The sequence below is a fragment of the Rickettsia akari str. Hartford genome (assembly GCF_000018205.1).
In the GTDB taxonomy this organism is placed as follows: domain Bacteria; phylum Pseudomonadota; class Alphaproteobacteria; order Rickettsiales; family Rickettsiaceae; genus Rickettsia; species Rickettsia akari.
The window spans coordinates 468,079-488,621 of sequence record NC_009881.1; the positions used below are offsets into that span (position 1 = coordinate 468,079).

Here is a 20,543-nt window from a genome sequence, read left to right on the forward strand (position 1 = left end):
TAATTTTGATAAGTAGAAAGAGTTAGAAGATACATCGGATTTGATTCCAAGTGAGTAACATGTCATGCAACACACTCCATCATTGGATAAAATTACTCTTAATACAGGCTTTATAATGTACAGTCTTGCCTCAATATGCACTTACTCTATTTTCCTGTACATTTGGTTATCAAATTAAAGCTTCATTCTCTAATCTATTTTCAGCAATATTTCTTTCATGCTGCTTATCGTTATACGTAAATATGTATTCCGCTTTTATAAACGGTTTATATTGGTTGTTTATGTATGGATCTAAATCTTCAAATAGCTTTTCATATTCGATAAGCCATCCTTCATAAGCAATAATAGGAGCAAAGTTTAGATGAACTTCGTAACATGCTTCAATAAAAATATTTAACGCTTTTACTCTTTGGATAATTGGACTCGTCTTTGGCTCTAATATCGCACTTATCCTCGCCGGCATCAAGCTAAATCTAATTCTTATTTTGCCGTCAGGATTAAAATTAAGCAGTTTAGGATTAACATATTTAGTAGCAAAAGTTGCTTTAGCACGTGGGTGTTCTTTAAAGAAATTAAATATCTTTAGCAAATTAGTGTGTTTCCAATGCAAACTTACATCGGTAGAACAACCTATATCATATTATGTCCAATATTTAGAATCTGTTTGATTGGAAATTTTAGTCGGTAAATTTGCTATATGTTTATCCAATATGTCAAGTATTTGATCTATATTTTCATTTATATATAATGTATCATAGTTATGACGCATAACATAACAATAACTATTTTTGCAACCTCCGCACAGCCATATATGAAGTTAGGCGTTATATAATCCGCTGATCTTACATTAGGACGTACGTGCAAAGTTTTCGTATTTTGGACTATTTTCTTAATCATACGATTTTAAATGAAAATTTATTTAAAATACTTACTTCGCTGTATAAGCTTCAGATTTATTTACTTATATTGAAATTACAGTTATAAATTAGCAATTATAAATATATCATAAATTATGGCAAAACCAAGCTATCTAAATTTTGATAATAAAAATTATAAATGGAACAATGATATTGATGATCGTAAATACCAAGAAAGCTATAGAGTAGATAAAGGTGAGCAAGGAGTATTAATGTGTCAACCATATAAAAATGAAATTTTGCCTTATTTAAAGTTTAAAACGCCTGAAATTGCTAAAGAAAGTAGTGAAAAAATATATGAAATATTTTTAAAATCCTTAGAGGATAATGATTTTATTGGAGCTGATATGGCTAGTAAATATTTGCAAATAGGTTTTACTAGAAGTAGACGTTATGCTAATTATAAAGGTGGGCAAAATATGACAAAGAACATGATTATAAGAAATTATAAAGAGGAGTGGGACCCAAAACAGTAAAAAGTGCCGATATATTTTTCAACAAATGGCAAGAGGTAGAAGATAATAAGAAATATAAAAAGATGAAAATAGAATGGAAAAAACAATATTGGTAGATATTCGCTAGTTAGTTTGTTTATATTATAGTAGATTAATAGAGGATAGATTATGAGTAAAGATGAAATTGTGGAGTTATTTAAAAAATGTATCAATTTACATAACAGATATTAATACCAAGAGGACAAAGATAATTTACGAAAATTCGTTGAAACTGATCATGAAGAACTTTCAAATTTTATTGAAATTTATAATAAAACTGAAAAATATAACAACAGGGAACCTGAAGTTTTTCATAGCTTAAGTTCTATTTTAATGGAAAAACACTAAGATAATGCAATTAAATCAGAAAGCTATTGAACTAGATCTAAGTAAAGCATACTACCACGAAGAGTTTTTTAATAAGTTATATGAAATAAATCTGTAGGAAGCACGCGCTTTTATCAAAAGGGGCTATAGGGTTAAATCCCAATAAAAAATCATTATATGAAGATTTTATTATTTTGTTGAAAAAGGCAAATTATGATGAAGAAGCAGCAAAAATTACTGAAGCAATTCAAGATTTCCCTAAAAACATACCTAATTTGCTATTAGATACTGAGGCAATAATAGAAGTTTATCAATTGAGGTATGGACTTAAATGCGAGTAGTTGGTATACCTAATTAAATATAGATGTCATTCTTAGCAACGGCAGGAATCCAGTTTTTTTTCTCTGTCATCCCGTGATTTATTCACGGGATCTAGAAAAAATAAAAGTTTGGACCTCGTTGTCAAGCCACGGGGTGACGTTAAGGATTACTAGATGCTAGCCTATGTGGGTATGACATTGAGCCACACAACAAAGCAAAATAAATGAGACTTATCTAAAAATATTTAGTTACACACACGGGATCACATAGAGGGATAATAAGTCAAACAACACCCGTGATTGTCATATCAAAACAGTTTTTTCAATCCTTTGTGTAGTAGTTTATTTACAGGATCTGCTTGTTTGTTTTCATGCTGAGAGCTACTTTGTTCCTCTGCATTTGTATCTTTTTTCTTGCTAAGACCTAAAGCATCTTTAATAATATTTTCAGGTTTTTTCTCACCGCTTTTTAGATCTTTAATAACGCTATTAAATACGTTGTTCACTAAATAAGTTTGAAGAGCCTGAATATCTAGCTTATGCTGCGGATTATTTATAAATCCGTATAATTTAACAGCTATAGGTGGTAAGTCCGCAATAGTAACGCTTGCACTAATATCCATCATATATTGCGGTAAGTTAATTTGACCGTTTGCCTTTGCTTTCGCAGGTGAAGCATCTAAACTACATTCATTTAAATTAAGTTTGCCTTGCGTTATATTTCCACTGGCAATTAAATTTTTGAAAGATGTGGACCCTCCGTTAAACGAACTGTTAATAAGTCGTAATACTCCTTCGGTATTTTTAGCATTACCCACCGCATCTGCGATTCGGTTTAAATCAAATCCGCTTATTTTCCCGTTATCGCTATTTACGTTAAATTGTCCATTTAGATTATTAACATATGTATAAATGCTATTACCGCGAGCAGTAAGATCGGCTTTAAAGCTTAGTCGCCCATCAGTTATTTTTATTTTACCTGATTGTGGAGTTAAACTTTTGAGGCAGGCATTTTTAAAATCGATTTTGATTGCAGCGTCTTGCTCTTTTCCTGAACTCACATAACCAGTGCTACTTAGTTCACCACCGTAAATGCTTGCATTAACTGAAGTAATATTTAACTGACCGCCGATGATATTTAATTTTGCTTTTAAATTATTTATGATTAATGAGTCGTTAGTTAATTTATCAATATTTGCGGATAATTGTCCTTCAATTTCATTTAAAAACCCCAAGTTAATAGGATTGTTTGACCAAGGAGAATTATTTTTAGCTGTAGCTATATTTTGATTAGCATGATTACTAGTTTGATTTAAAACAGGAGTAGGGCTGTGGCTTGCAAGAATTTTATCCAAATTAACTAACGGACTGTATAAGTTAAGATTGAAATTCGGTTTCTGGGCTGCTAAATTGATAGCACCTTTAATAGATATATTAGTATTAAAAGCAGATATTTTATTATTAATATGGAAAGTATCTTTAACTTTTTGTACTTCCCCGTTTAACTGCAATACTCCAATCTTGCTTAAATTACTTACTCCCATAAGAGACATAAACGACTCAAAATTATTAATTTTTAGATTATGAGAAATAGTTATATCTTGAGCCAAGTTTTTAAGCTCAATATCTCCGGTTAAATTACTATTTGCAACCGATAAACTAATATTTTGTAATTTTATTGTTTGAGAATTACTAATTACATTAGAAGTCAGCATAAGTTTTTGGTTAATAATAGGAGGTAATTTATCGATCTTTAGCTTTAAAGCATCAAGTATAGGTTTTAAACTATCAGCTTGTAGTATAATATTTGTCTTATCTAAATTAGAGCTAAGTTCGGTTATAATGTTACCTGGATTTACAATGATATTTGATTTTAGGTTATTACGCTCTATATCATAATTTGCATTTGCTAGTAATTCTATATTTGTATAATTAAGTCTAGCATCTTTAATAGTTACATTTTTATTATCGGCAGTAATTGCCGTAGTTAGCTCGTAGTCATTTTGTAAATAAGCAGGCATAGCTAAAGTTTTAGTATTACCTTTAATATTTGCTTTACCTATAAAAGAATTATTTTCACTATCAAAATTTCCTTCGATTTTAATTTTTTCACTGGCAAGATTAATATTAGCACTTAACGGAATTATTGGTCTGAGTTCTTCAATATTTCCATCTATATTAATCTGCTGCTGCAAAGCACTTAAAGCTAAAGTAAAATCTATAGGACCTTTAAGGCTTTTAATTTTAGTCTCTAAATTAATATCGTTCAATATTTTCTCACTATTTTTTTCTATATATATTACTTTACCGTCTATAATTTTAAAATGACTAATCAAAATTGGAAGTTCTAATTCACTTTTAGTATTAGTAGATTCTGCATAACTAAAATGATTTTTTTTAGGCTTATTATTAGATGTATCAAACAGCCAATTTTTTTGTCCGTTATTCAAGACTTCTAGATTTATAATCGGTTTTTGCAACTCTATAGAAGCTACTTCAATTGCTCCTCTAAAAAGAGGAAAAAGCCGCAATGATGCTTTAGCACTTTCAACGGAAACTAGATGAGGGTCTTTTGTACCGTTTATTGATGATAATTTAATTTCTGAGAGAGATATTGCGGGATTCGGTAGTAAAGATAATTTTATATTGCCGTTAATAGTTAAATCTCTATTTGTAACCTCTTTAACTTTATCTATTATTACTCCTTTATAATTATCTAAAGGAATAAAGAAAGGCATAACAACCAATAACAATATTATACTTGTAAATATAATAAGTGAGTATTTTAAATTTTTAGGCATAGAGTTTAACCTTCTGCTTATGTACATATATTGATTATAGTATCTAAGACTTAATTGTCAAATTCATATAATTTACTTAATTAAGTATTACCCGATGTCATCCCGCGACTTGATCGCGGGATCCAGTTTAGAATGCTACAATTGTTAGTATTTTTAGTTGTTGTTGAGATCCAGTAGTCAAGCCACGGGGTGACATCAAGTAGGTGTTCCGATCCATGCAACAATGCCCAGCTTTTTACGTGAATGACATAGAATTAGTTAATATCGGGATTGATTATATAGAATTAATTTTATGCTATACTTGGACCCAAATTAGTCAAAATGATATAATAGGAATAGAAATAAATCACATTTAAACCCTGCAGTAGAAGAGGAGATTATGGTAAGTATAGCACATAGTTTGGAGCTAAAAGGCATAGAAAAAGGAAGGCAAAAAGGAGTAAAGATCTGTGAAATGAAATTAGCAGAGATGGCAAAAAGAATGTTCAGAAAGAACAATCCTTTAGACGAAATTATTGAATTTACCGGTTTTACAAAAAAGAGTATTAAAGAATTACAAAAACAGCGTCAAAAATAAGAGACTGAAAAATTTAAGTATTCAAACTCCTCTTTGATAATTTAAAGTCACATAATCTTTAGTTATAACAGGAAAAAACTCTTTATTGAAAGGTAATAACTCAGTTGTTTGGTCTAAAAATTCTATTTCAATTATATCGCCGGCACCAAAGTTAAGAATATTTTTAATTTTGCCTATTTCTTTATGATTTGGGTCTAATACCGGTAAATGATTTAAATCCGCTATATAAAATTCATCTTCTGCCGGTTCCGGTAAGCTTGCTCTTAAGCAAAATATTTTATAGCCTTTTAAGTTTTCTGCTTCATTTCTAGTAGTTATATCATTAAATCTACAAATTAATTCTCCTTTGGCATTTTGGCTAATTAGCTGAATATGTATATCTTCTCTTGACTCATTTACTAAATTTTTTGCAAGTATTTTTGTAGCAGGTTCGGTAAAAGATTTTAAAATTACATGACCTTTAATTCCATGACATGATTTTATTACACCGACTAAAATTAAATTTTCTAAAGAATTCATTAATTTGCCTTTAAATTTTGACAATTATATATAATAATATATTCAAAAACTTTTTTATAGACATGATAAAAAAAATAGCTGCGGGCATCACAATTTGTTTCTCATTATTGTTATTTATAATTTGGGGTGCATTATCGTTTGTTAACTATGATTCGGTTACTAATAATTTTACCAGTCATTTAGGAATTGCAAAAGCAAATATTGGCAAAATAAAGATGAATAAATTTCCTTTGCCCTATTTAATTATTGAGACGATAAAGGAAGAAGGAGAATTAGATTTAGAGCAGATTAAAATGCATTTTTCGTTGTGGTCGCTTATAAAATTTAATCCTAAAATTAACAAAATAGACATATTAGATGCTAAATTTTATTCTAATTCTAATGTATTAAATATTTATAATAACGAAGAGTTAATAAAGAATTTCTTTAAATATAAATTACAAAATATAAATCTAAATGTTACTAATCTAAGTGTTATTAATAAACAAGATTATTCTATTTTAAATTTTAATAATTGTATATTAAAAAAAGAAAATGCTTTATCATCTAATTACATACTTAAAACTACAAGTAACTACATAGGGTGAAATTTCAGTTTCAATGAATAAAAGTGATGATATAGTGGATTTTAGTCTTGATATTGATAACAATGATTATGGTTTTAAGCTATCGCAAATTTATAAAGATTTTAAGCTTACTAGCGGTAGCGGTGAATATCAGATTAAAAATTTAGCATCGGTAATGTATAATATATTACCAGATTTAAACCATATTTTTAATAAATTTAATCAAAATGAGGGAGTAAACGTTAAATTTAATATTTCAAATAATGAAGATGAAATAGAGCTAAAAGACATAGTAATAGCTTCCTCTTTTATTACAGGTAATGGATTTGTTAACGTTGCTAAAAATGATAATATTACTACTAATGTGAAATTAGATTTTCCTAAAATAGATCTAAGTTCGTTAATTTCTCCAAATGCAGAGGTAACATTTAATACTTCTTCTTCAAATATTAGATTTATTTTTGCTGATAAATTACTTAAAGCAGACATAGCAATTAACGAAATAATTTTAAGTAGTAATGAAGCACTAGAAAAAATCGTTTTTTCTTCTAGCTTATCAAAGGATACTTTAAAGATCAATGAACTTTCAGGTAATATTAAGTCAGGTGGAGAATTTAAGCTTACAGGTAATGTAACACAGAATGCCGTTAGAAGTATGTTTGATGGACAGCTATATTTAAAGCACAATGATATAAATTCGTTACTGAATATTTTAGGATTTCACGATGTTACTATTAAAGAAGCTATTCCTTTTAGCTTGTCGTCGGATTTAAAACTCACTTTAATAGATTTATTTTTTAAAAATTTATTACTTAAAACAGATCATTTAACTTTATCGGGAAATTTCTCTAGTAAATTGATTGCTCGAACACCTCGTTTAGATGCTACGCTTAATATATCTTCGCTTGACTTAAGCAGTAGGACGTATCCGATAATTTCGCCTCTTATCGAATTTACAAAAAATTTAACTAAAGATATGAACACTTTAGATTATCCAAGTAAATTTATTCCTATTAGAACAATAGGATATTTAGCGAATTTAGATATTTTGATAGATAGTGTTAAGTATAACGATCATGTATTTGACAAAATGAATTTGCTTGCTAAAATCGTACCAGCTAATATAAAAATTAGTAATTTAGATTTTAAAACTGCGGGTAGCTATTTATCAACTAGCTGGAACTTGGATGCTTCGAGTGTATTACCGTCTTTGACAGTAGAAATTAAGGATGGTAATCTTACTACTGATTTATTATCACCGGCAGGAATGCTTAATTTAAGAAATAAATTAATAAATGAATATAGTTTAGATAAAGCTATATTGCAATTTTATGGGACATTATCAACATTATCACAGAATAATTTAATGTTGAAAAATGTTAAATTTTATGTAGCAAATAATAATAATCTATTACAATTTAATAATATTGAAGCAGAATTATTAGGCGGCAAGCTCCAAGGTAGCGGCAATATTTTATTGGAACCTTATTCTATAAATTTCGTATATGCTTTAAATACAATAGATTTGGATAAAGTTTCGGCTCTTATGCCTAAAATATTTACTGCAAGTAGCGGAAAAGTAAGTGTAAGCGGCAGTTTAGGGACTAACGGTAACACTCTTCAAAGCCAGCTATATAACCTTACTATAAAATCACAATTTGCTATAAACAATATAGAGATTAATAATTTTGCAATTGATTCTTTTATAGAAAAAATTAATACAGCCGATTATAAGATACAAAATTTAGATAAAGATATAAATAGTGCTATAACCACAGGACAAGAAAATGTTAGAGGTATAAGCGGTGATGTTGAACTACAAAAAGGTATTGCCATTTTAAAGCAAGTAAAATTTGCAACACAATATAGTAGAGGTGCGGCATCTCTTGCAGTTAATATATATAATTTTGATATGGATGCATCTAGCATTTTATCATTTTACGTACCGGCAAGGCTTGTTAAGTTAAATACCTTAAATACGAGTTCCGATAAAGATAGTTTGGCACATCTTAATATAAAAATGCAAGGGAGTATTTTTGCTCCTAAGACAACTTTTGATAGTAGTGAGATAAAAAAATTGCTTATACCACAAATAACTGACAACACCACTACAGATAACCATTAAAAAATAAAAATAAATGACTAATACTAAAACTTTAGAAGAAAATATTAGCTTTGAATCAGCTTTAAAAGAGCTTGAAGAAATTGTGAAAAAAATAGATAACGGACAAGAGAGTCTAGAGATGGCAGTTAATAGCTTTGAAAGAGGTATTTTACTTAAGAATCATTGTGAGAAAAAACTAAAAGAAGCTCGGTTAAAAATTGAAAAAATTACTAAGCTTGCTGATTCTACGGTGGTCTTAGAAGAGACGGAAGTATAGCTTGTAAGGCATTGCCTGCGTGAATACCAAGTCGTCATTGCGGGCAGGTATTGCCCACGTTGATACTGAATGTCGTCATTGCGAAGAGCGACGCAACGTGGCAATCTAGAAAATAATTAAAAAAATTCTTTAAATCAGAATTTTTAACTGGCTTGCTTCGTTAAAACTTACAGTTTTTTCTTGCAATTACGACCTTCAGTACCCACGCAACAATGCTTTGCGAGCAGCTGTATGCTGCGTAGCAATCTTATGAGATAATAACAAACTCCTGATATTTCGTACGTATAATTATTTCATAACTTTTCTTGCAATGACGAAAAAACTGATACACGCAAGCAGGTCTCTCGTGGGAATGGCATAATGTAAAAATTACGCTTAATCATAATTGACGTTATCTACACTGTTCCTAATATTGTTTTATTCATCATAATAAATATTGTTTTGATGAGTTTTTGTGCTGGATGTTTATACTTATTCCTAATAATTTTCAACAAGAAGAGCTTGGAAGTCTTGGCGGTTTTGGGTGTAGTCGGTAGTATGTATGCGGTATCAAACGGTTTTGTATTAATTTATTTACTCGGTAATTTAAATAAAGTACAAGAAGTGGTGGCAGCAGAATCTATAGTGTTGATGAGGATTGCAGATAATGTAGGTTGGTTTCCATATGAAATAAGACATGCAATTTATCTAGATATTAAAAATTATATCAAAGATGTAATGCACGTGAATGGCAATTAATGAAAGATGGCAAGAAAATCGTTCATGAAGCTCTTATTTTCCTCTAAGATATTAATAAGCAACTACAATCTTATAAAACAAGCGAGCAAATGCACTATTTACTAAGCAGGAAATAATTGAGTATATAAAAGAGCTTTATACCGTAAGGTATAACAGGATTAAAATGTCCTATTTTGCCTTAAATATTCAATATTGGATAGTTGTATGTATAATGACCGGTATTAATTTAATTTTTGTCTGTATGCTTGGCACCAAGCTTTATTTACATAAGATTTCGGTTAGTTTAGTTTGTATCACTTCATCATCAATGCTTTAATCAATATTACCTTATTAAGGCTATACAATTATATTGAGAGATTAAATTAGTGATATCTGTAACAACATAACGCCATAATTTATCCGTGCCTGGTAATACCGATACGGGTAGTAGTAGAGTAGGGGAGTTTTAAACCGATATCGCTGACAAAAAATTCGTTATTATTGATAAGATCGCATTTATTATGAGAGATATTAATTCCAAGATATTTGCATAATTTACCCGGACCGTTGAGATATACCTTTGATACTTCAAGATTTGGTACATCAAATTGCGGGATTCGCCTGTGCTCACGTATTATTATACGCTGTGCAGGCTCACCGTTTATTTGACTTCCAACTTTTGAAGTATCTGCGGTATATAAATCATTATGTGAAATAACATGTACACCTCTTATTAATGTTGCAGCATGGAAACACTCAGTCTCGGTTACGAAATTTAAACAATAATACATTCAGTAAATTAAATAGACATAGCTAAATCTGGCAGGACCAAACATTAAATCTGTTCTTGTGGCTCGTCCTCGTGGTGCATGGCAAACAGGATCATCCTGCCATATATAACTTTCAGTGTCTGTAATGATGGCTGTTTTATCTTGAAAATACAAGACTTTACCTTTACTAAGTTAGCATCTCTTGTAAACAACTCATGAGGTCATTGGATTAATTTATTCATGTTTTTGAAAAAAATATTTAAGTGTCTATGTCATTTTGTAGTAGTGAAGTTAGTAATTTCATATTCAGCTATATTATTTATATAAAAAGGATCTTCTCGTAATATATCTTAAGTTGACTTAGTTTTTCTATATTAGCTAAAATAATATCGCCAATTCTTGGAATATAGGACCTGATAAAATAAAATCTCCTTTGTCATAACATATATCTAAAATTTTCTATGTGCCGTAATAAATTTCCCAACGGAAGGAACGTATGCACCTTCATTGATCAATATTTTTGTTATACTTAAGATTTACAATAAACATAATTTATATTTTTTTATTTAGTGATTTATAATTTTTTATAGAGATTGGAACATTATCATATCCACCGTTGCAAAACGGTTGGCATTTGATGATTCTTTTAAAGGTAATCCACAAGCCTTTTGTGCTGCCGTATATTGTTATAGCTTCTTTGGCATATTCAGAACAGGATGGGTGAAATCGGCAATTATTGCCAAGTAGCGGGGAAATGAAATATTGATAAAACTTAACTATTAATAAAAGTATTTTACTCATTTTGCAACCTATCTATTAGTTTTTCCATTTTTTCTGGAGTCAGATCTTCATAATAATCGTCATTGATTTGTAAGACCGGAGCGTTAACGCATGCTCCTAAACACTCTATCTCGCTTAAAGTAAATTTTTGATCTTCCGTGGTTTCTTTGAGTTTTATACCTAATTTCTTTTTACAAATTTTCATTATATCATCACTACCGCGTAGCCAGCAAGGGGTAGTAGTACATACGTGAATATGATATTTACCAACTCGCTTTAAGTTAAACATAGTATAAAAAGTTGCAACTTCATAAGCGCGCATATAAGGCATTTCTAGCATATTTGCGACATATTCGATAGCAGGCACTGGTAGCCAACCTCCATTTTGACGTTGTGCTAAATCAAGCAGTGGTAATATAGCACTTCTTTTACCTTCTGGTGGATATTTTTTTATAATATCTTCTGCTAGATTTAAATTTTTCTTATCAAATGTAAAATTTGTAATTTTTGTATTCATATACTCCTAATATTATGAATAGTGTAGTAAACGAGTCTACCTATCTATCTCACCAAATACTATATCAAGCGTAGCTATAATAGTAATAACATCTGCCATTAAATGACCTTTAGACATAAAATCTAGTCCTTGCAAATGAGCAAAGCCGGGTGATTTAATACGACATCTATAAGGTATATTAACTCCTTGCGAGTATAAATATACACCAAACTCGCCTTTAGGAGCTTCTACTGCTTTATAAGTCTCACCGGCTGGGACGTCATATCCTGCCGTATAGAGCTTAAAATGATGAATCATCGCTTCCATAGATTCTTTCATTTTGGCTCTTGTCGGCGGTGTTAATTTAGGATCATTGGTTTTAACTGCACCTTTCGGCATTTTCTCTATACATTGCTTGATTATCTTAATAGATTCATACATTTCAAGCATACGCACGAAATATCTGTCGTAACAATCACCGTTTTTGCCGATTGGTACTTCAAATTCCATTTCATCGTAAACGTCATAAGGGTTTGACTTGCGTAAATCCCAAGCTATGCCCGAGCCTCTAAGCATCGGTCCTGAAAACCCCCAATCCATCGCCTCTTTTTGAGATACAACGCCGATATCTACTAGCCGCTGTTTCCATAATCTATTTTCATTTAATAGACTTTCAATATCATGAAGTTTAGGAGGAAACTGATCTATAAACTTATCTATATCTTCAAGTAAACCGTCAGGTAAATCTTCTGCAACGCCCCCAGGTCTAAAGTAGTTTGAATGCATACGAGAGCCGGAAACACGCTCGTAAAATTCCATAATCTTTTCTCGCTCTTCAAAAAGCCATAATAAAGGAGTAGTAGCACCGATATCTAAAGCTTGGCTGCCAATATTCAAAGTATGGTTCAAAATTCTTGTTAGTTCTGAGAATAGTACCCTAATAAACTGAGCTCTTCGTGGGACTTCGCATTCTAATAACGACTCAACTGCCAAAGCAAACGCATGTTCTTGGCACATTGGTGAAACATAATCAAGGCGATCAAAATATGGTATAGCCTGCAAATATGTTTTATGCTCAATAAGCTTTTCCGTACCACGATGTAGTAACCCAATATGAGGATCGGCGTTGTTTACTATTTCCCCATCCATCTCAAGAATTAACCTTAAAACTCCATGAGTTGCCGGATGCTGCGGACCAAGATTTAGAGTTATAGTTTTTGTGTTGTTAGTCATAGTATCCATCATTGAGAGAAGCAGTAGGTGTTGTTACACGGAGACCCAAACCGTCATTGCGAAGAGCGAAGCTACGCGGCAATCCAGTTAAATAATTTCATTATATAAGTCTTTCCAATTTACATTCATTTGCTCAATTAAATTAAGCTTTGTTGCTCTTGAGTCTGATTTAATTTGTTTTTCTCTAGTTATTGCAGAATCCATAGTTTCATGGATTTCATAAAATACTAGCATTATACAATTGTATTTTTACTGACCCCATTAGTTGTATTATTTTTGTGTTCATATATACGTTTGATAATATTAGAAGTTACTCCTACGTCAATAGTACCATTTCGTTTATTAGCAATATACATACAGCCAGTTGCTTCATAATTTTTCCTGGGTTGCCGCGTCGGGACTATGTCCCTCCTCGCAATGACAGTTTTGATGTCATGCTATTTTTGAGCTTCCGTTTTCTTGGGAATAACATAGGCTGCCTTCTCATCCCCCGGTAATACGTAAGTCTGGCTATGCCAGTGAGAGCTAAAATCAAACTCACGATATTCTATATCGCAATTAACCGGCTCATAAGCTACTTGCTTTAGCTGCTCATCATATTTAACTTGTGTATAACCTGTTAACGGGAAATCTTTACGTAATGGATGTCCATCAAATTCATAATCAGTTAGTATCCGTCTTTTATCGTCATTGCCATCGAAATTTACCCCGTACATATCGTAAACTTCACGCTCATACCAACAAGCTGTACTAAATATATTCATTGCCGAAGGTATAGTTTCTTCTTCAGATATATATACTTTTATTATAAGACGCTTATTTAATTTTAAGCTTAATAAGTTGTAAACTACTTCAAATCTTTTATCTCTTTTAGGAAAATCAGCTCCAAATAAATCAGTCAGTACGGTAAAACGTAATTCTGCCGATTCTTTTAAAGCTTTTAAAAATGGTAATAAAAAATTAAGCTCGACTTTATAAGCTAGGTAATCTTTAACCATGACCGGAGTTATTAAAATGCTAGATTTATCTGCAAGTTTTTCAATGAATTTGTCTAGCGTCATACTTAAAACCTGTAGTGCGTTTAATTTTTTTCTGTAATTGCATAAGTCCGTAAATTAATGCTTCAGCGGTAGGAGGGCAGCCAGGGACATATACGTCAACAGGTACGATTCTATCACAGCCACGCACTACCGAATAGGAGAAATGATAATAGCCGCCACCATTAGCACAGCTACCCATTGAAAGTACCCATTTAGGTACAGCCATCTGATCATATACTTTACGTAGAGCCGGTGCCATTTTGTTAGTAAGTGTTCCTGCAACTATCATAAGGTCGGACTGTCTTGGACTTGGTCTAAATAACATACCGAAGCGATCCATATCATACCTACTTGATGCTGCCTGCATCATCTCAACAGCGCAACAAGCAAGCCCAAAAGTCATAGGCCATAAGGAATGAGCTCTTGCCCAGCCTATAATGTCGTCAATTTTAGTGAGTAAGAACCCTCTATTAGAAATCTCATTATTTAATAATTCATCTTCTTGATAAAAACTGTGTTGCATAATTACCAGTCTAAAGCTCCTTTCTTCCATTCATATATGAATCCGATAGTAAGTACGAATAAGAAAAATATCATTGAGAAAAAGCCTATTTTACCTATCATATTAAGGCTAATAGCCCAAGGCACTAAAAATGCAATTTCAATGTCAAATATGATAAATAAAATGGCAACTAAGTAAAAGCGTATGTCAAATTTTGACCTTGCATCACTAAAAGGTTTAAAACCACACTCATAAGGCTCTAGCTTATCTTTATTATAGTGCTTTGTCGATAATAGATTAGGTAGAATCATTATTAAGCCGGAAACCAATACCGCAATACCGAAAAATACAGCAATCGGTAGATATTCTTGTAAAAGTTCTGAGTTTTGTAGCATATGTTTGTATTGTATGAGTATAAGTGCTGTTTATGTCATTCCCGCCTGCGCCGCTGGAATGACATAAAACATTTACTTCTATATGTATACCAAATAGCATCAATTATCAACGACAATATCAGGTTTAACTAGTAACTTCATTAAAACTGGTACCAAAATACCGCTTGATATCCACCATATTTGCCAAATATTATATGAAATCATACCGATAATATAGTAATTTATAAAACATGCATAGGAAATTGCTTTGAAATTATTATTTTCGATATTACTAATTTGTTTGAGATATTTATAAACTAAGCATAAAAATAATATTAAACCTATTGTACCGAGTTCAAGAGTAATTTGTAATATATTATTATGAGGGTGTAGAGGCAAAGGATGCCATTTTTCTCCATTGTGGTTGATCATTGCACTATTATTGACTTTGATATGTTTAGAAGAAGCAAAGCCATAGCCTAAAATCGGTTTTTCGATGATTTTATTTGCAACAAAATGCCAAATAAATAAACGATGAGCAGCGGAAGGTTGTGTAGCTAAATATTTTTTAGATAAATCTTGTGGTTCTATTTGTTTAGCTATAACTGGAAATAGTAACGTGCCGGTAATTAAACTTATTGCAATTAATTTGAAAAATATCGGCTTTATAACTCTTGCTAAAATAAATATTACTCCGCTTATACTAAAGCCTACAAAACTTGCTAAACTATCGGAAATACTTAATAAATAAAGCACTAATATATATAGCATTAATGCGTTTCTTCTTTTACAGCTAGAGAGTAAAATGATAATCGCTACCCAAGAAGTAATTGAAAGTAAAGCACAGCCTCGATCTAGCATATATAAGCCAAAACTAGTTTTGGACATTCTTGTTAAAAAACCATGAGAAGAATATTCAATGAAGAATAATAATATTGCCGTGAGAATTCCGAGTATTAAAGCTTTTTTGAACTGCAAGCGATTCCTGAAAGGAGCAGAATGACTAACTATAAATCCAAGAAATAAAAGTATGAAAACTTGAGCAAAAGTAACTAGGCTATTAATAGGATGAATGCCGAATAAACAAGATATAAAGCACCAAGCGACGAATAATAGTTCGGTTTTTATCGTCATTGCAAGGAAAAACTGTAAGCTTTGACGCAGCAATCTCAGGAGACCTGCTTTATGAGGTGGCCACGCTCCTTTTAGTTGCTCGTAATGACTATTAATACCTCGCAGAAATAACATTAACAAAAAAATTGTAACAGTAGCTGCAACCGATAAGCCTGCTACCATTCCAAGGCTTGGAATTAGGAATATTAAAGTTGCAGTTAAATAATTTATCATTTCAATTCAAAACAATCTTTCACAAAAATTTCGTAGATTGGGTGTTCAAATGTTGAAAGTGAAATGCTTGAAGAAGTCATCCATCCTTGAAAGAGTAAATTAGGATCTTCGTCTATTGTATATTCCGTTATGGTCATCAACAAATAATTATCTTCATTATACGGATCAAGGTTTTTTATACATTTATGCAATTTGATTTTTATATTACCGAAATATTTCTCTTCCCCGACTTTAAAATTAATTTCTTCAGAAGTAGCGGTAATTTTATTTAATGCAATAATTTTACCATTTGTATAATTCTTAAATTCAGAACTATCATTAATATTATCGTTTGGATTTAGAATAGGATGATTTTCATCAAGAGGGATAAATACATCATTTTCAATATCTTCAGTTGTAGTAACCGACTCTAAATTTTCTGCAAATACAGAAGAGTAAGCACATATGATCGCGATAAAAACAATTCGTAGTAACTTCATAAATAAACATATTATTTTTAAAATTATATACTATAGGGGATTAATCGCAATGATAATTTGTGATATATGTCATACCGTGGCTTGACCACTGTATCCAGGCTTTTTTAATTATTATTTTTATGGCCCACGTGGTCAAGCCACAGGGTGACAGTACATTATAATATGACACTATTATATGCTCCACTCTAAAGAATTCTTAAATTCTATTTTACGGCAGGATTTTCATAGCTTTATCATTAAGGTATTTAACACTATTAATCAGGGAGCAGAGTATTACCCAAGTAAACATATAAGAATAATTACCGATTATTTAAATGCCGTGCAAAGCTGTGATATTAATCGTTTAATAATCAATATACCGCCCAGGAGCTTAAAATCTATTTGTGTTAGTGTTGCTTGGCCTGCTTATCGATTTGGTGTTAACCCACCAAAAGGATTATTACTGCCAGCTATTCTCAAATACTGAGCATTAAACATTCACTAGATTGCCGATTTATTTTAAATGCAGATTGTTATAAGGAACTTTTTCCAGATACTATCCTTAGTAAAACCCATAATCACAAAAGTAAATTTTTAACGACAGCTAGCGGCTTTAGATTTGCAACATCGGTTGGAGGATTGGCAACAGGTGATGGCGGTGATATATTAATTATCGATGATCCTCATAATCATATACAAATTCATTTTTATAAAATAAGTAAGCAAGTTATAGATTGATTTGAGAAAACTTTTGTTAGTAGACTAAATAATCGTAATAAGGCAGCGATAGTTCTAGTTATACAGCTTCTTCAGATGATTTATCCGGTTATCTACTTAGTAGTAGCAATTCATGTCATCATTTGAAAATTCCAGCTATTAGCATTCAAGATTACTCCTTTAAATTAATGAATAAATGAATAAAGAATATCAATATCTTAGCGGTGAGATTTTAGATAGCTATACAGAACCTCATGATTACTTAGCAAAGTGTTAGAGCAGGAAATAGGTATCTATAATTAATAATGCTCAATATTTACAAGAATCTATAGCTAGTGACATCTTTGCTGAATATGGAGGATATTAGCTTTTATGCCACTCTACTTGAGAAGTTTGATTATTTTATGCAAAGGTGGGATACGGCAATTAAAATTTCTGAAGATTCTGATTATAGTGTTTGTACTATATTTGGGATTTTTGAGCAGAAATATTATCTAGTATCATGAGTACGGAAAAAATTAATTATCCTGAGCTTAAAAATATAACGTAAAAATTAGCTAGAGAATCTCAGACAAGATTTATATTAATCGAGGATAAACCAAGCGGTCAACAATTGATTCAAGATATAGGGTTGAGATGAGAATATTAGAGTGATTAGGATTAAGCTAAGGCTCGATAAAGTTACAAGATTCGCATCGGTAGTTCCTTTATTTCAATCAGCTAGTGTTCTAATACCAAAATAATTAAGCATAATTTTAAAGGAATTACTGAATTTTCTCATATTAAAAATGACGATATAGTGGATTCCGTTAGCCAGTTCGTGAATTTGATGAAGGATAAATCATTTAAATAGCCTGCAAGGATTAGGAGTTTTATATAAAAATAGTTGCTTTTTTGGATGAATGTTGGTATAGTATTACCGTGTTTTGAAAGTGTCATTGCGAGCGACCGTAGGGAGCGTGGCAATCTTATGAAATAATAACAAACTCCTGAGATTGCCATGTCAATGCTTTGCATCTCCTAGCAATGACGATACCTAGGCTGGGTAGCAAAGTGGTAATGCCGTGGACTGCAAATCCTCTATTCGTCGGTTCGATTCCGACCCTGGCCTCCATTATAGAAATTAAAAAATCTTATGGAATTTATTTCGCAATTCCTAGAAATGCTCTTAGCCGAGCGAGCATTATCAAAAAATTCTATACTTAGCTATAAGCGTGACCTATGCGATTTTCAAAACTATCTTGCTAAACAAAGATTATCCGCATTAAATATTACCACAGCAAATGTTAGAGATTGGATTGAGTATCTAGCAAATAATGATTTACAAGCACGCTCAATCAACAGAAAAATCTCAACTGTAAAAAACTACTATGAATTTTTAATTAGCGAAAATCATACTACCTTTAATCCGGTTCTTAACGTAGATTTACCGAAATACCAAAATAAACTTCCTGAAATACTGTCTATAGATCAGATTAAATCGCTACTTGAATATTGCTCGCAAGATAATTCTCCTGAAGGTATAAGGCTTAATGCGATGATTCATTTGCTTTATGCTAGTGGCCTTAGAGTCTCGGAGCTTGTGAGTCTTAAACTTAGCGATATTCTGACTAATAAAACATCTAAAGGAGAAGTAAGAAAAATATTTTCGGTACTTGGTAAAGGTAATAAGGAAAGAGTCATAGTAATAAATGAACAGGCAGTTATCTCTATTGCCAAATATCTTGCAATTAGAGATATTTTTGTGAATAAAGCTAAACCAAAAAATCTAATTTATTTATTTCCCTCATCAGCTTTAACAGGTTATATGACTAGGCAAAATTTTGCAATTCTGTTAAAATCTGCTGCTCTTTATGCCAATCTTAACCCTGAACATGTTTCTCCTCATATATTACGCCACAGCTTTGCAAGTCATTTACTTGAGGGCGGAGCAGACTTAAGAGTAATTCAAGATCTACTCGGCCATTCTGATATATCAACGACCCAAATATATACTCATCTTCAAACTCATCATCTAAAAAAAGCATTATTGCATCACCCTCTTAACACAAATTAATTTATATTAATCTTTTATAAAGTTCTTGTTAATATTTTTTAACTAAATATAATACGTCTTGTTAATTTAAGGAATAAATTATATGAAGCTAAAAGAAATGATGCTCGCTTGTATTAGTAACCCTGTAGAAATTGAAGGACAATATCCTAGATTCGCTCAAAAGAAAGAATTAGGATTAAATGTTTGTTCCGGGTTAGGTAAAATAAACTTAGAAAGAGAAGAATTATGTGATGAAGCATCACGTAGTTTAGTAAATTTGGTTATCCAAGCAATAGATAACAAAAATTTTGATTTGGGGATTTTACAAAAGATGCAGCAGGCTTTTAGCATTGCAAGTAAGCAAAAACAAAGAAAAGCTTTTATAAGTTTTTTAGATAAAGAGCTTAATCAAGAGCAATTACATAAACTCAGTCAAGCAATAATGGAAAATGCAAATGAATTAATGCCGGATGATGATCCTAATTTCGTTTGTCGTACTTCTAATAATAAAGTTTTTCAAGAAATATTATTATTGGAAGCAAAAGGAAACAATTTTTCTGTAGAAGTTGATAGAAAAGGAACGTTAAAAATTAACTTTCCTAGCAAGCTACTTGAACTTTACAAGTTATTAGTAGATAATTTTTATTTGAAAAATTTTGAAAAAGAGGAATTGCAGAAAAAATTATATCATGAATTGTTCCCTGATTGTCAAATTCCTTTTGAAGAACTCATTAAAAAAGAGGAATTGCAGAAAAAATTATATCATGAATTGTTCCCTGATTGTCAAATTCCTTTTGAAGAATTAATTGAAGAAGTAAGTTTTTTTGAAAATTTTATGCAATGCTTAAAAGAATTTTATATTAAAAATAGCTTAGCACAAAGCATAATGTTTTTACTTGTGAGTGAATATATTAGAGAAAGTGGTGTAAGTGAAGAATTACTTGAATTAGAGGTATTTAAAAAATTATTTGAAGAAAAAATGTCGTTATATGGAACTTCTGATGATTTTAAATTATCCGTGGTTCAGCATGTTTTAAATGATAAAAACGGTGTTTATATTAGCAATTTAACATCTTCAAATATATTAGAGCTAGTCACTCACACTCAACCAGATTGTGAGATAGTATCAATAGAAATTCTAGGAGAGAGCAAAAGTCCAGTATGACTTGCTA

The 20,543-nt window shown here is 31.1% G+C and carries 21 protein-coding genes, 1 tRNA gene and 2 pseudogenes; 11 read left to right on the top strand and 13 right to left on the bottom strand.

Features of this window, described 5'->3' with window-relative positions; all coding sequences use genetic code 11:
* Positions 1 to 169: 169 nt before the first annotated feature.
* Positions 170 to 589 carry a spore photoproduct lyase family protein gene (locus A1C_RS02320; protein ID WP_012149446.1) on the bottom strand — a complete coding sequence of 140 codons (420 nt, stop codon included), beginning with the start codon at positions 587 to 589 and terminating at the stop codon, positions 170 to 172.
* Positions 590 to 1,012: 423 nt separating this feature from the next.
* Between A1C_RS02320 and A1C_RS02325 the strand changes: the two genes are divergently transcribed.
* Both A1C_RS02325 and A1C_RS07655 read left to right on the top strand, forming a co-directional pair.
* Positions 1,013 to 1,393, top strand: a complete 381-nt coding sequence (locus A1C_RS02325; RefSeq protein ID WP_012149448.1) for a DUF4385 family protein — start codon at positions 1,013 to 1,015, stop codon at positions 1,391 to 1,393.
* Positions 1,394 to 1,932: 539 nt separating this feature from the next.
* Positions 1,933 to 2,079, top strand: a complete 147-nt coding sequence (locus tag A1C_RS07655; protein WP_157211890.1) for a hypothetical protein — start codon at positions 1,933 to 1,935, stop codon at positions 2,077 to 2,079.
* A 287-nt stretch (positions 2,080 to 2,366) separates the two neighbouring features.
* On the opposite strand, the gene A1C_RS02335 is transcribed toward A1C_RS07655, so the two are convergent.
* Positions 2,367 to 4,859, bottom strand: coding sequence for an AsmA family protein (locus tag A1C_RS02335; RefSeq protein ID WP_012149451.1), 2,493 nt, complete (start codon positions 4,857 to 4,859; stop codon positions 2,367 to 2,369).
* Between the two features lie 215 nt (positions 4,860 to 5,074).
* On the opposite strand from A1C_RS02335, the gene A1C_RS08485 reads away from it, so the two are divergent.
* Together A1C_RS08485 and A1C_RS02340 are read left to right on the top strand one after the other, a co-directional pair.
* Positions 5,075 to 5,215: a hypothetical protein gene (locus A1C_RS08485; RefSeq protein WP_232279068.1), complete on the top strand. Its 141-nt coding sequence runs from the start codon at positions 5,075 to 5,077 to the stop codon at positions 5,213 to 5,215.
* Between the two features lie 23 nt (positions 5,216 to 5,238).
* Positions 5,239 to 5,436: a hypothetical protein gene (locus A1C_RS02340; protein ID WP_012149452.1), complete on the top strand. Its 198-nt coding sequence runs from the start codon at positions 5,239 to 5,241 to the stop codon at positions 5,434 to 5,436.
* Between the two features lie 21 nt (positions 5,437 to 5,457).
* Here A1C_RS02340 and rimM read toward each other — a convergent pair whose 3' ends face one another.
* Positions 5,458 to 5,955, bottom strand: coding sequence for a ribosome maturation factor RimM (gene rimM / locus A1C_RS02345; protein ID WP_012149453.1), 498 nt, complete (start codon positions 5,953 to 5,955; stop codon positions 5,458 to 5,460).
* A gap of 62 nt (positions 5,956 to 6,017) precedes the next feature.
* Here rimM and A1C_RS02350 point away from each other — a divergent pair.
* From A1C_RS02350 to A1C_RS08490, 3 genes and pseudogenes are all read left to right on the top strand, one after another.
* Positions 6,018 to 8,646: pseudogene (locus A1C_RS02350) on the top strand (exodeoxyribonuclease 7 small subunit).
* Between the two features lie 13 nt (positions 8,647 to 8,659).
* Entirely contained in the window at positions 8,660 to 8,902 is a 243-nt protein-coding gene (locus tag A1C_RS02355; protein WP_012149454.1) for an exodeoxyribonuclease VII small subunit, read from the top strand.
* A 510-nt stretch (positions 8,903 to 9,412) separates the two neighbouring features.
* The gene (locus A1C_RS08490; protein WP_232279069.1) at positions 9,413 to 9,640 is read left to right on the top strand and encodes a hypothetical protein; all 228 of its coding nucleotides are present in this window, start codon (positions 9,413 to 9,415) and stop codon (positions 9,638 to 9,640) included.
* A gap of 322 nt (positions 9,641 to 9,962) precedes the next feature.
* On the opposite strand, the pseudogene A1C_RS02365 reads toward A1C_RS08490, so the two are convergent.
* From A1C_RS02365 to A1C_RS02405, 10 genes and pseudogenes are all read right to left on the bottom strand, one after another.
* Positions 9,963 to 10,601: pseudogene (locus A1C_RS02365) on the bottom strand (DNA-3-methyladenine glycosylase).
* Between the two features lie 340 nt (positions 10,602 to 10,941).
* Positions 10,942 to 11,190, bottom strand: a complete 249-nt coding sequence (gene yidD, locus A1C_RS06715; protein WP_012149457.1) for a membrane protein insertion efficiency factor YidD — start codon at positions 11,188 to 11,190, stop codon at positions 10,942 to 10,944.
* Entirely contained in the window at positions 11,183 to 11,686 is a 504-nt protein-coding gene (gene nuoE, locus A1C_RS02370; RefSeq protein ID WP_012149458.1) for an NADH-quinone oxidoreductase subunit NuoE, read from the bottom strand. The genes yidD and nuoE overlap by 8 nt, the downstream gene beginning before the upstream one ends.
* A 36-nt stretch (positions 11,687 to 11,722) precedes the next feature.
* Positions 11,723 to 12,898 (bottom strand): NADH dehydrogenase (quinone) subunit D, encoded by a 1,176-nt coding sequence (gene nuoD / locus A1C_RS02375; RefSeq protein ID WP_041816829.1) that lies wholly within the window; start codon positions 12,896 to 12,898, stop codon positions 11,723 to 11,725.
* A gap of 87 nt (positions 12,899 to 12,985) precedes the next feature.
* Complete coding sequence (locus A1C_RS08495; RefSeq protein WP_012149460.1) at positions 12,986 to 13,132, bottom strand: GIY-YIG nuclease family protein; 147 nt, start codon at positions 13,130 to 13,132, stop codon at positions 12,986 to 12,988.
* Positions 13,133 to 13,335: 203 nt separating this feature from the next.
* Complete coding sequence (locus A1C_RS02385) at positions 13,336 to 13,959, bottom strand: NADH-quinone oxidoreductase subunit C (protein ID WP_012149462.1); 624 nt, start codon at positions 13,957 to 13,959, stop codon at positions 13,336 to 13,338.
* Positions 13,937 to 14,461: a NuoB/complex I 20 kDa subunit family protein gene (locus A1C_RS02390; RefSeq protein WP_012149463.1), complete on the bottom strand. Its 525-nt coding sequence runs from the start codon at positions 14,459 to 14,461 to the stop codon at positions 13,937 to 13,939. The genes A1C_RS02385 and A1C_RS02390 overlap by 23 nt, the downstream gene beginning before the upstream one ends.
* 2 nt (positions 14,462 to 14,463) lie before the next feature.
* Positions 14,464 to 14,835 carry an NADH-quinone oxidoreductase subunit A gene (locus A1C_RS02395; protein ID WP_012149464.1) on the bottom strand — a complete coding sequence of 124 codons (372 nt, stop codon included), beginning with the start codon at positions 14,833 to 14,835 and terminating at the stop codon, positions 14,464 to 14,466.
* Positions 14,836 to 14,934: 99 nt separating this feature from the next.
* A complete protein-coding gene (locus A1C_RS02400) occupies positions 14,935 to 16,161 on the bottom strand; it encodes an O-antigen ligase family protein (RefSeq protein ID WP_012149465.1) in 1,227 nt (408 codons plus the stop codon).
* Positions 16,158 to 16,640, bottom strand: a complete 483-nt coding sequence (locus A1C_RS02405) for a DUF2155 domain-containing protein (protein ID WP_012149466.1) — start codon at positions 16,638 to 16,640, stop codon at positions 16,158 to 16,160. The genes A1C_RS02400 and A1C_RS02405 overlap by 4 nt, the downstream gene beginning before the upstream one ends.
* Before the next feature lie 175 nt (positions 16,641 to 16,815).
* Between A1C_RS02405 and A1C_RS08500 the strand changes: the two genes are divergently transcribed.
* The 4 genes from A1C_RS08500 to A1C_RS02430 all read left to right on the top strand — a co-directional run bounded on the left by A1C_RS08500 (position 16,816) and on the right by A1C_RS02430 (position 20,536).
* Positions 16,816 to 17,106 (top strand): hypothetical protein, encoded by a 291-nt coding sequence (locus A1C_RS08500; protein ID WP_012149467.1) that lies wholly within the window; start codon positions 16,816 to 16,818, stop codon positions 17,104 to 17,106.
* A gap of 1,269 nt (positions 17,107 to 18,375) precedes the next feature.
* Positions 18,376 to 18,450 (top strand) — tRNA-Cys (locus A1C_RS02420).
* Between the two features lie 21 nt (positions 18,451 to 18,471).
* Positions 18,472 to 19,392: a site-specific tyrosine recombinase XerD gene (locus A1C_RS02425; protein ID WP_012149470.1), complete on the top strand. Its 921-nt coding sequence runs from the start codon at positions 18,472 to 18,474 to the stop codon at positions 19,390 to 19,392.
* A gap of 82 nt (positions 19,393 to 19,474) precedes the next feature.
* Positions 19,475 to 20,536 (top strand): DUF5410 family protein, encoded by a 1,062-nt coding sequence (locus tag A1C_RS02430; RefSeq protein ID WP_012149471.1) that lies wholly within the window; start codon positions 19,475 to 19,477, stop codon positions 20,534 to 20,536.
* The last annotated feature ends 7 nt before the right edge of the window (positions 20,537 to 20,543 follow it).

What these genes read in the sequence shown, in the direction of transcription:
- A1C_RS02400 (WP_012149465.1), bottom strand. Translation starts at nt 16,161, where the DNA reads ATGATAAATTATTTAACTGCAACTTTAATATTCCTAATTCCAAGCCTT.
- A1C_RS02385 (WP_012149462.1), bottom strand. Translation starts at nt 13,959, where the DNA reads ATGACGCTAGACAAATTCATTGAAAAACTTGCAGATAAATCTAGCATT.
- A1C_RS08500 (WP_012149467.1), top strand. Translation starts at nt 16,816, where the DNA reads ATGCTCCACTCTAAAGAATTCTTAAATTCTATTTTACGGCAGGATTTT.
- A1C_RS02355 (WP_012149454.1), top strand. Translation starts at nt 8,660, where the DNA reads ATGACTAATACTAAAACTTTAGAAGAAAATATTAGCTTTGAATCAGCT.
- A1C_RS02430 (WP_012149471.1), top strand. Translation starts at nt 19,475, where the DNA reads ATGAAGCTAAAAGAAATGATGCTCGCTTGTATTAGTAACCCTGTAGAA.
- A1C_RS02335 (WP_012149451.1), bottom strand. Translation starts at nt 4,859, where the DNA reads ATGCCTAAAAATTTAAAATACTCACTTATTATATTTACAAGTATAATA.
- A1C_RS02395 (WP_012149464.1), bottom strand. Translation starts at nt 14,835, where the DNA reads ATGCTACAAAACTCAGAACTTTTACAAGAATATCTACCGATTGCTGTA.
- A1C_RS02325 (WP_012149448.1), top strand. Translation starts at nt 1,013, where the DNA reads ATGGCAAAACCAAGCTATCTAAATTTTGATAATAAAAATTATAAATGG.
- A1C_RS02390 (WP_012149463.1), bottom strand. Translation starts at nt 14,461, where the DNA reads ATGCAACACAGTTTTTATCAAGAAGATGAATTATTAAATAATGAGATT.
- yidD (WP_012149457.1), bottom strand. Translation starts at nt 11,190, where the DNA reads ATGAGTAAAATACTTTTATTAATAGTTAAGTTTTATCAATATTTCATT.
- A1C_RS02340 (WP_012149452.1), top strand. Translation starts at nt 5,239, where the DNA reads ATGGTAAGTATAGCACATAGTTTGGAGCTAAAAGGCATAGAAAAAGGA.
- nuoE (WP_012149458.1), bottom strand. Translation starts at nt 11,686, where the DNA reads ATGAATACAAAAATTACAAATTTTACATTTGATAAGAAAAATTTAAAT.
- A1C_RS02405 (WP_012149466.1), bottom strand. Translation starts at nt 16,640, where the DNA reads ATGAAGTTACTACGAATTGTTTTTATCGCGATCATATGTGCTTACTCT.
- A1C_RS08485 (WP_232279068.1), top strand. Translation starts at nt 5,075, where the DNA reads ATGCAACAATGCCCAGCTTTTTACGTGAATGACATAGAATTAGTTAAT.
- A1C_RS08495 (WP_012149460.1), bottom strand. Translation starts at nt 13,132, where the DNA reads ATGCTAGTATTTTATGAAATCCATGAAACTATGGATTCTGCAATAACT.
- nuoD (WP_041816829.1), bottom strand. Translation starts at nt 12,898, where the DNA reads ATGACTAACAACACAAAAACTATAACTCTAAATCTTGGTCCGCAGCAT.
- rimM (WP_012149453.1), bottom strand. Translation starts at nt 5,955, where the DNA reads ATGAATTCTTTAGAAAATTTAATTTTAGTCGGTGTAATAAAATCATGT.
- A1C_RS02425 (WP_012149470.1), top strand. Translation starts at nt 18,472, where the DNA reads ATGGAATTTATTTCGCAATTCCTAGAAATGCTCTTAGCCGAGCGAGCA.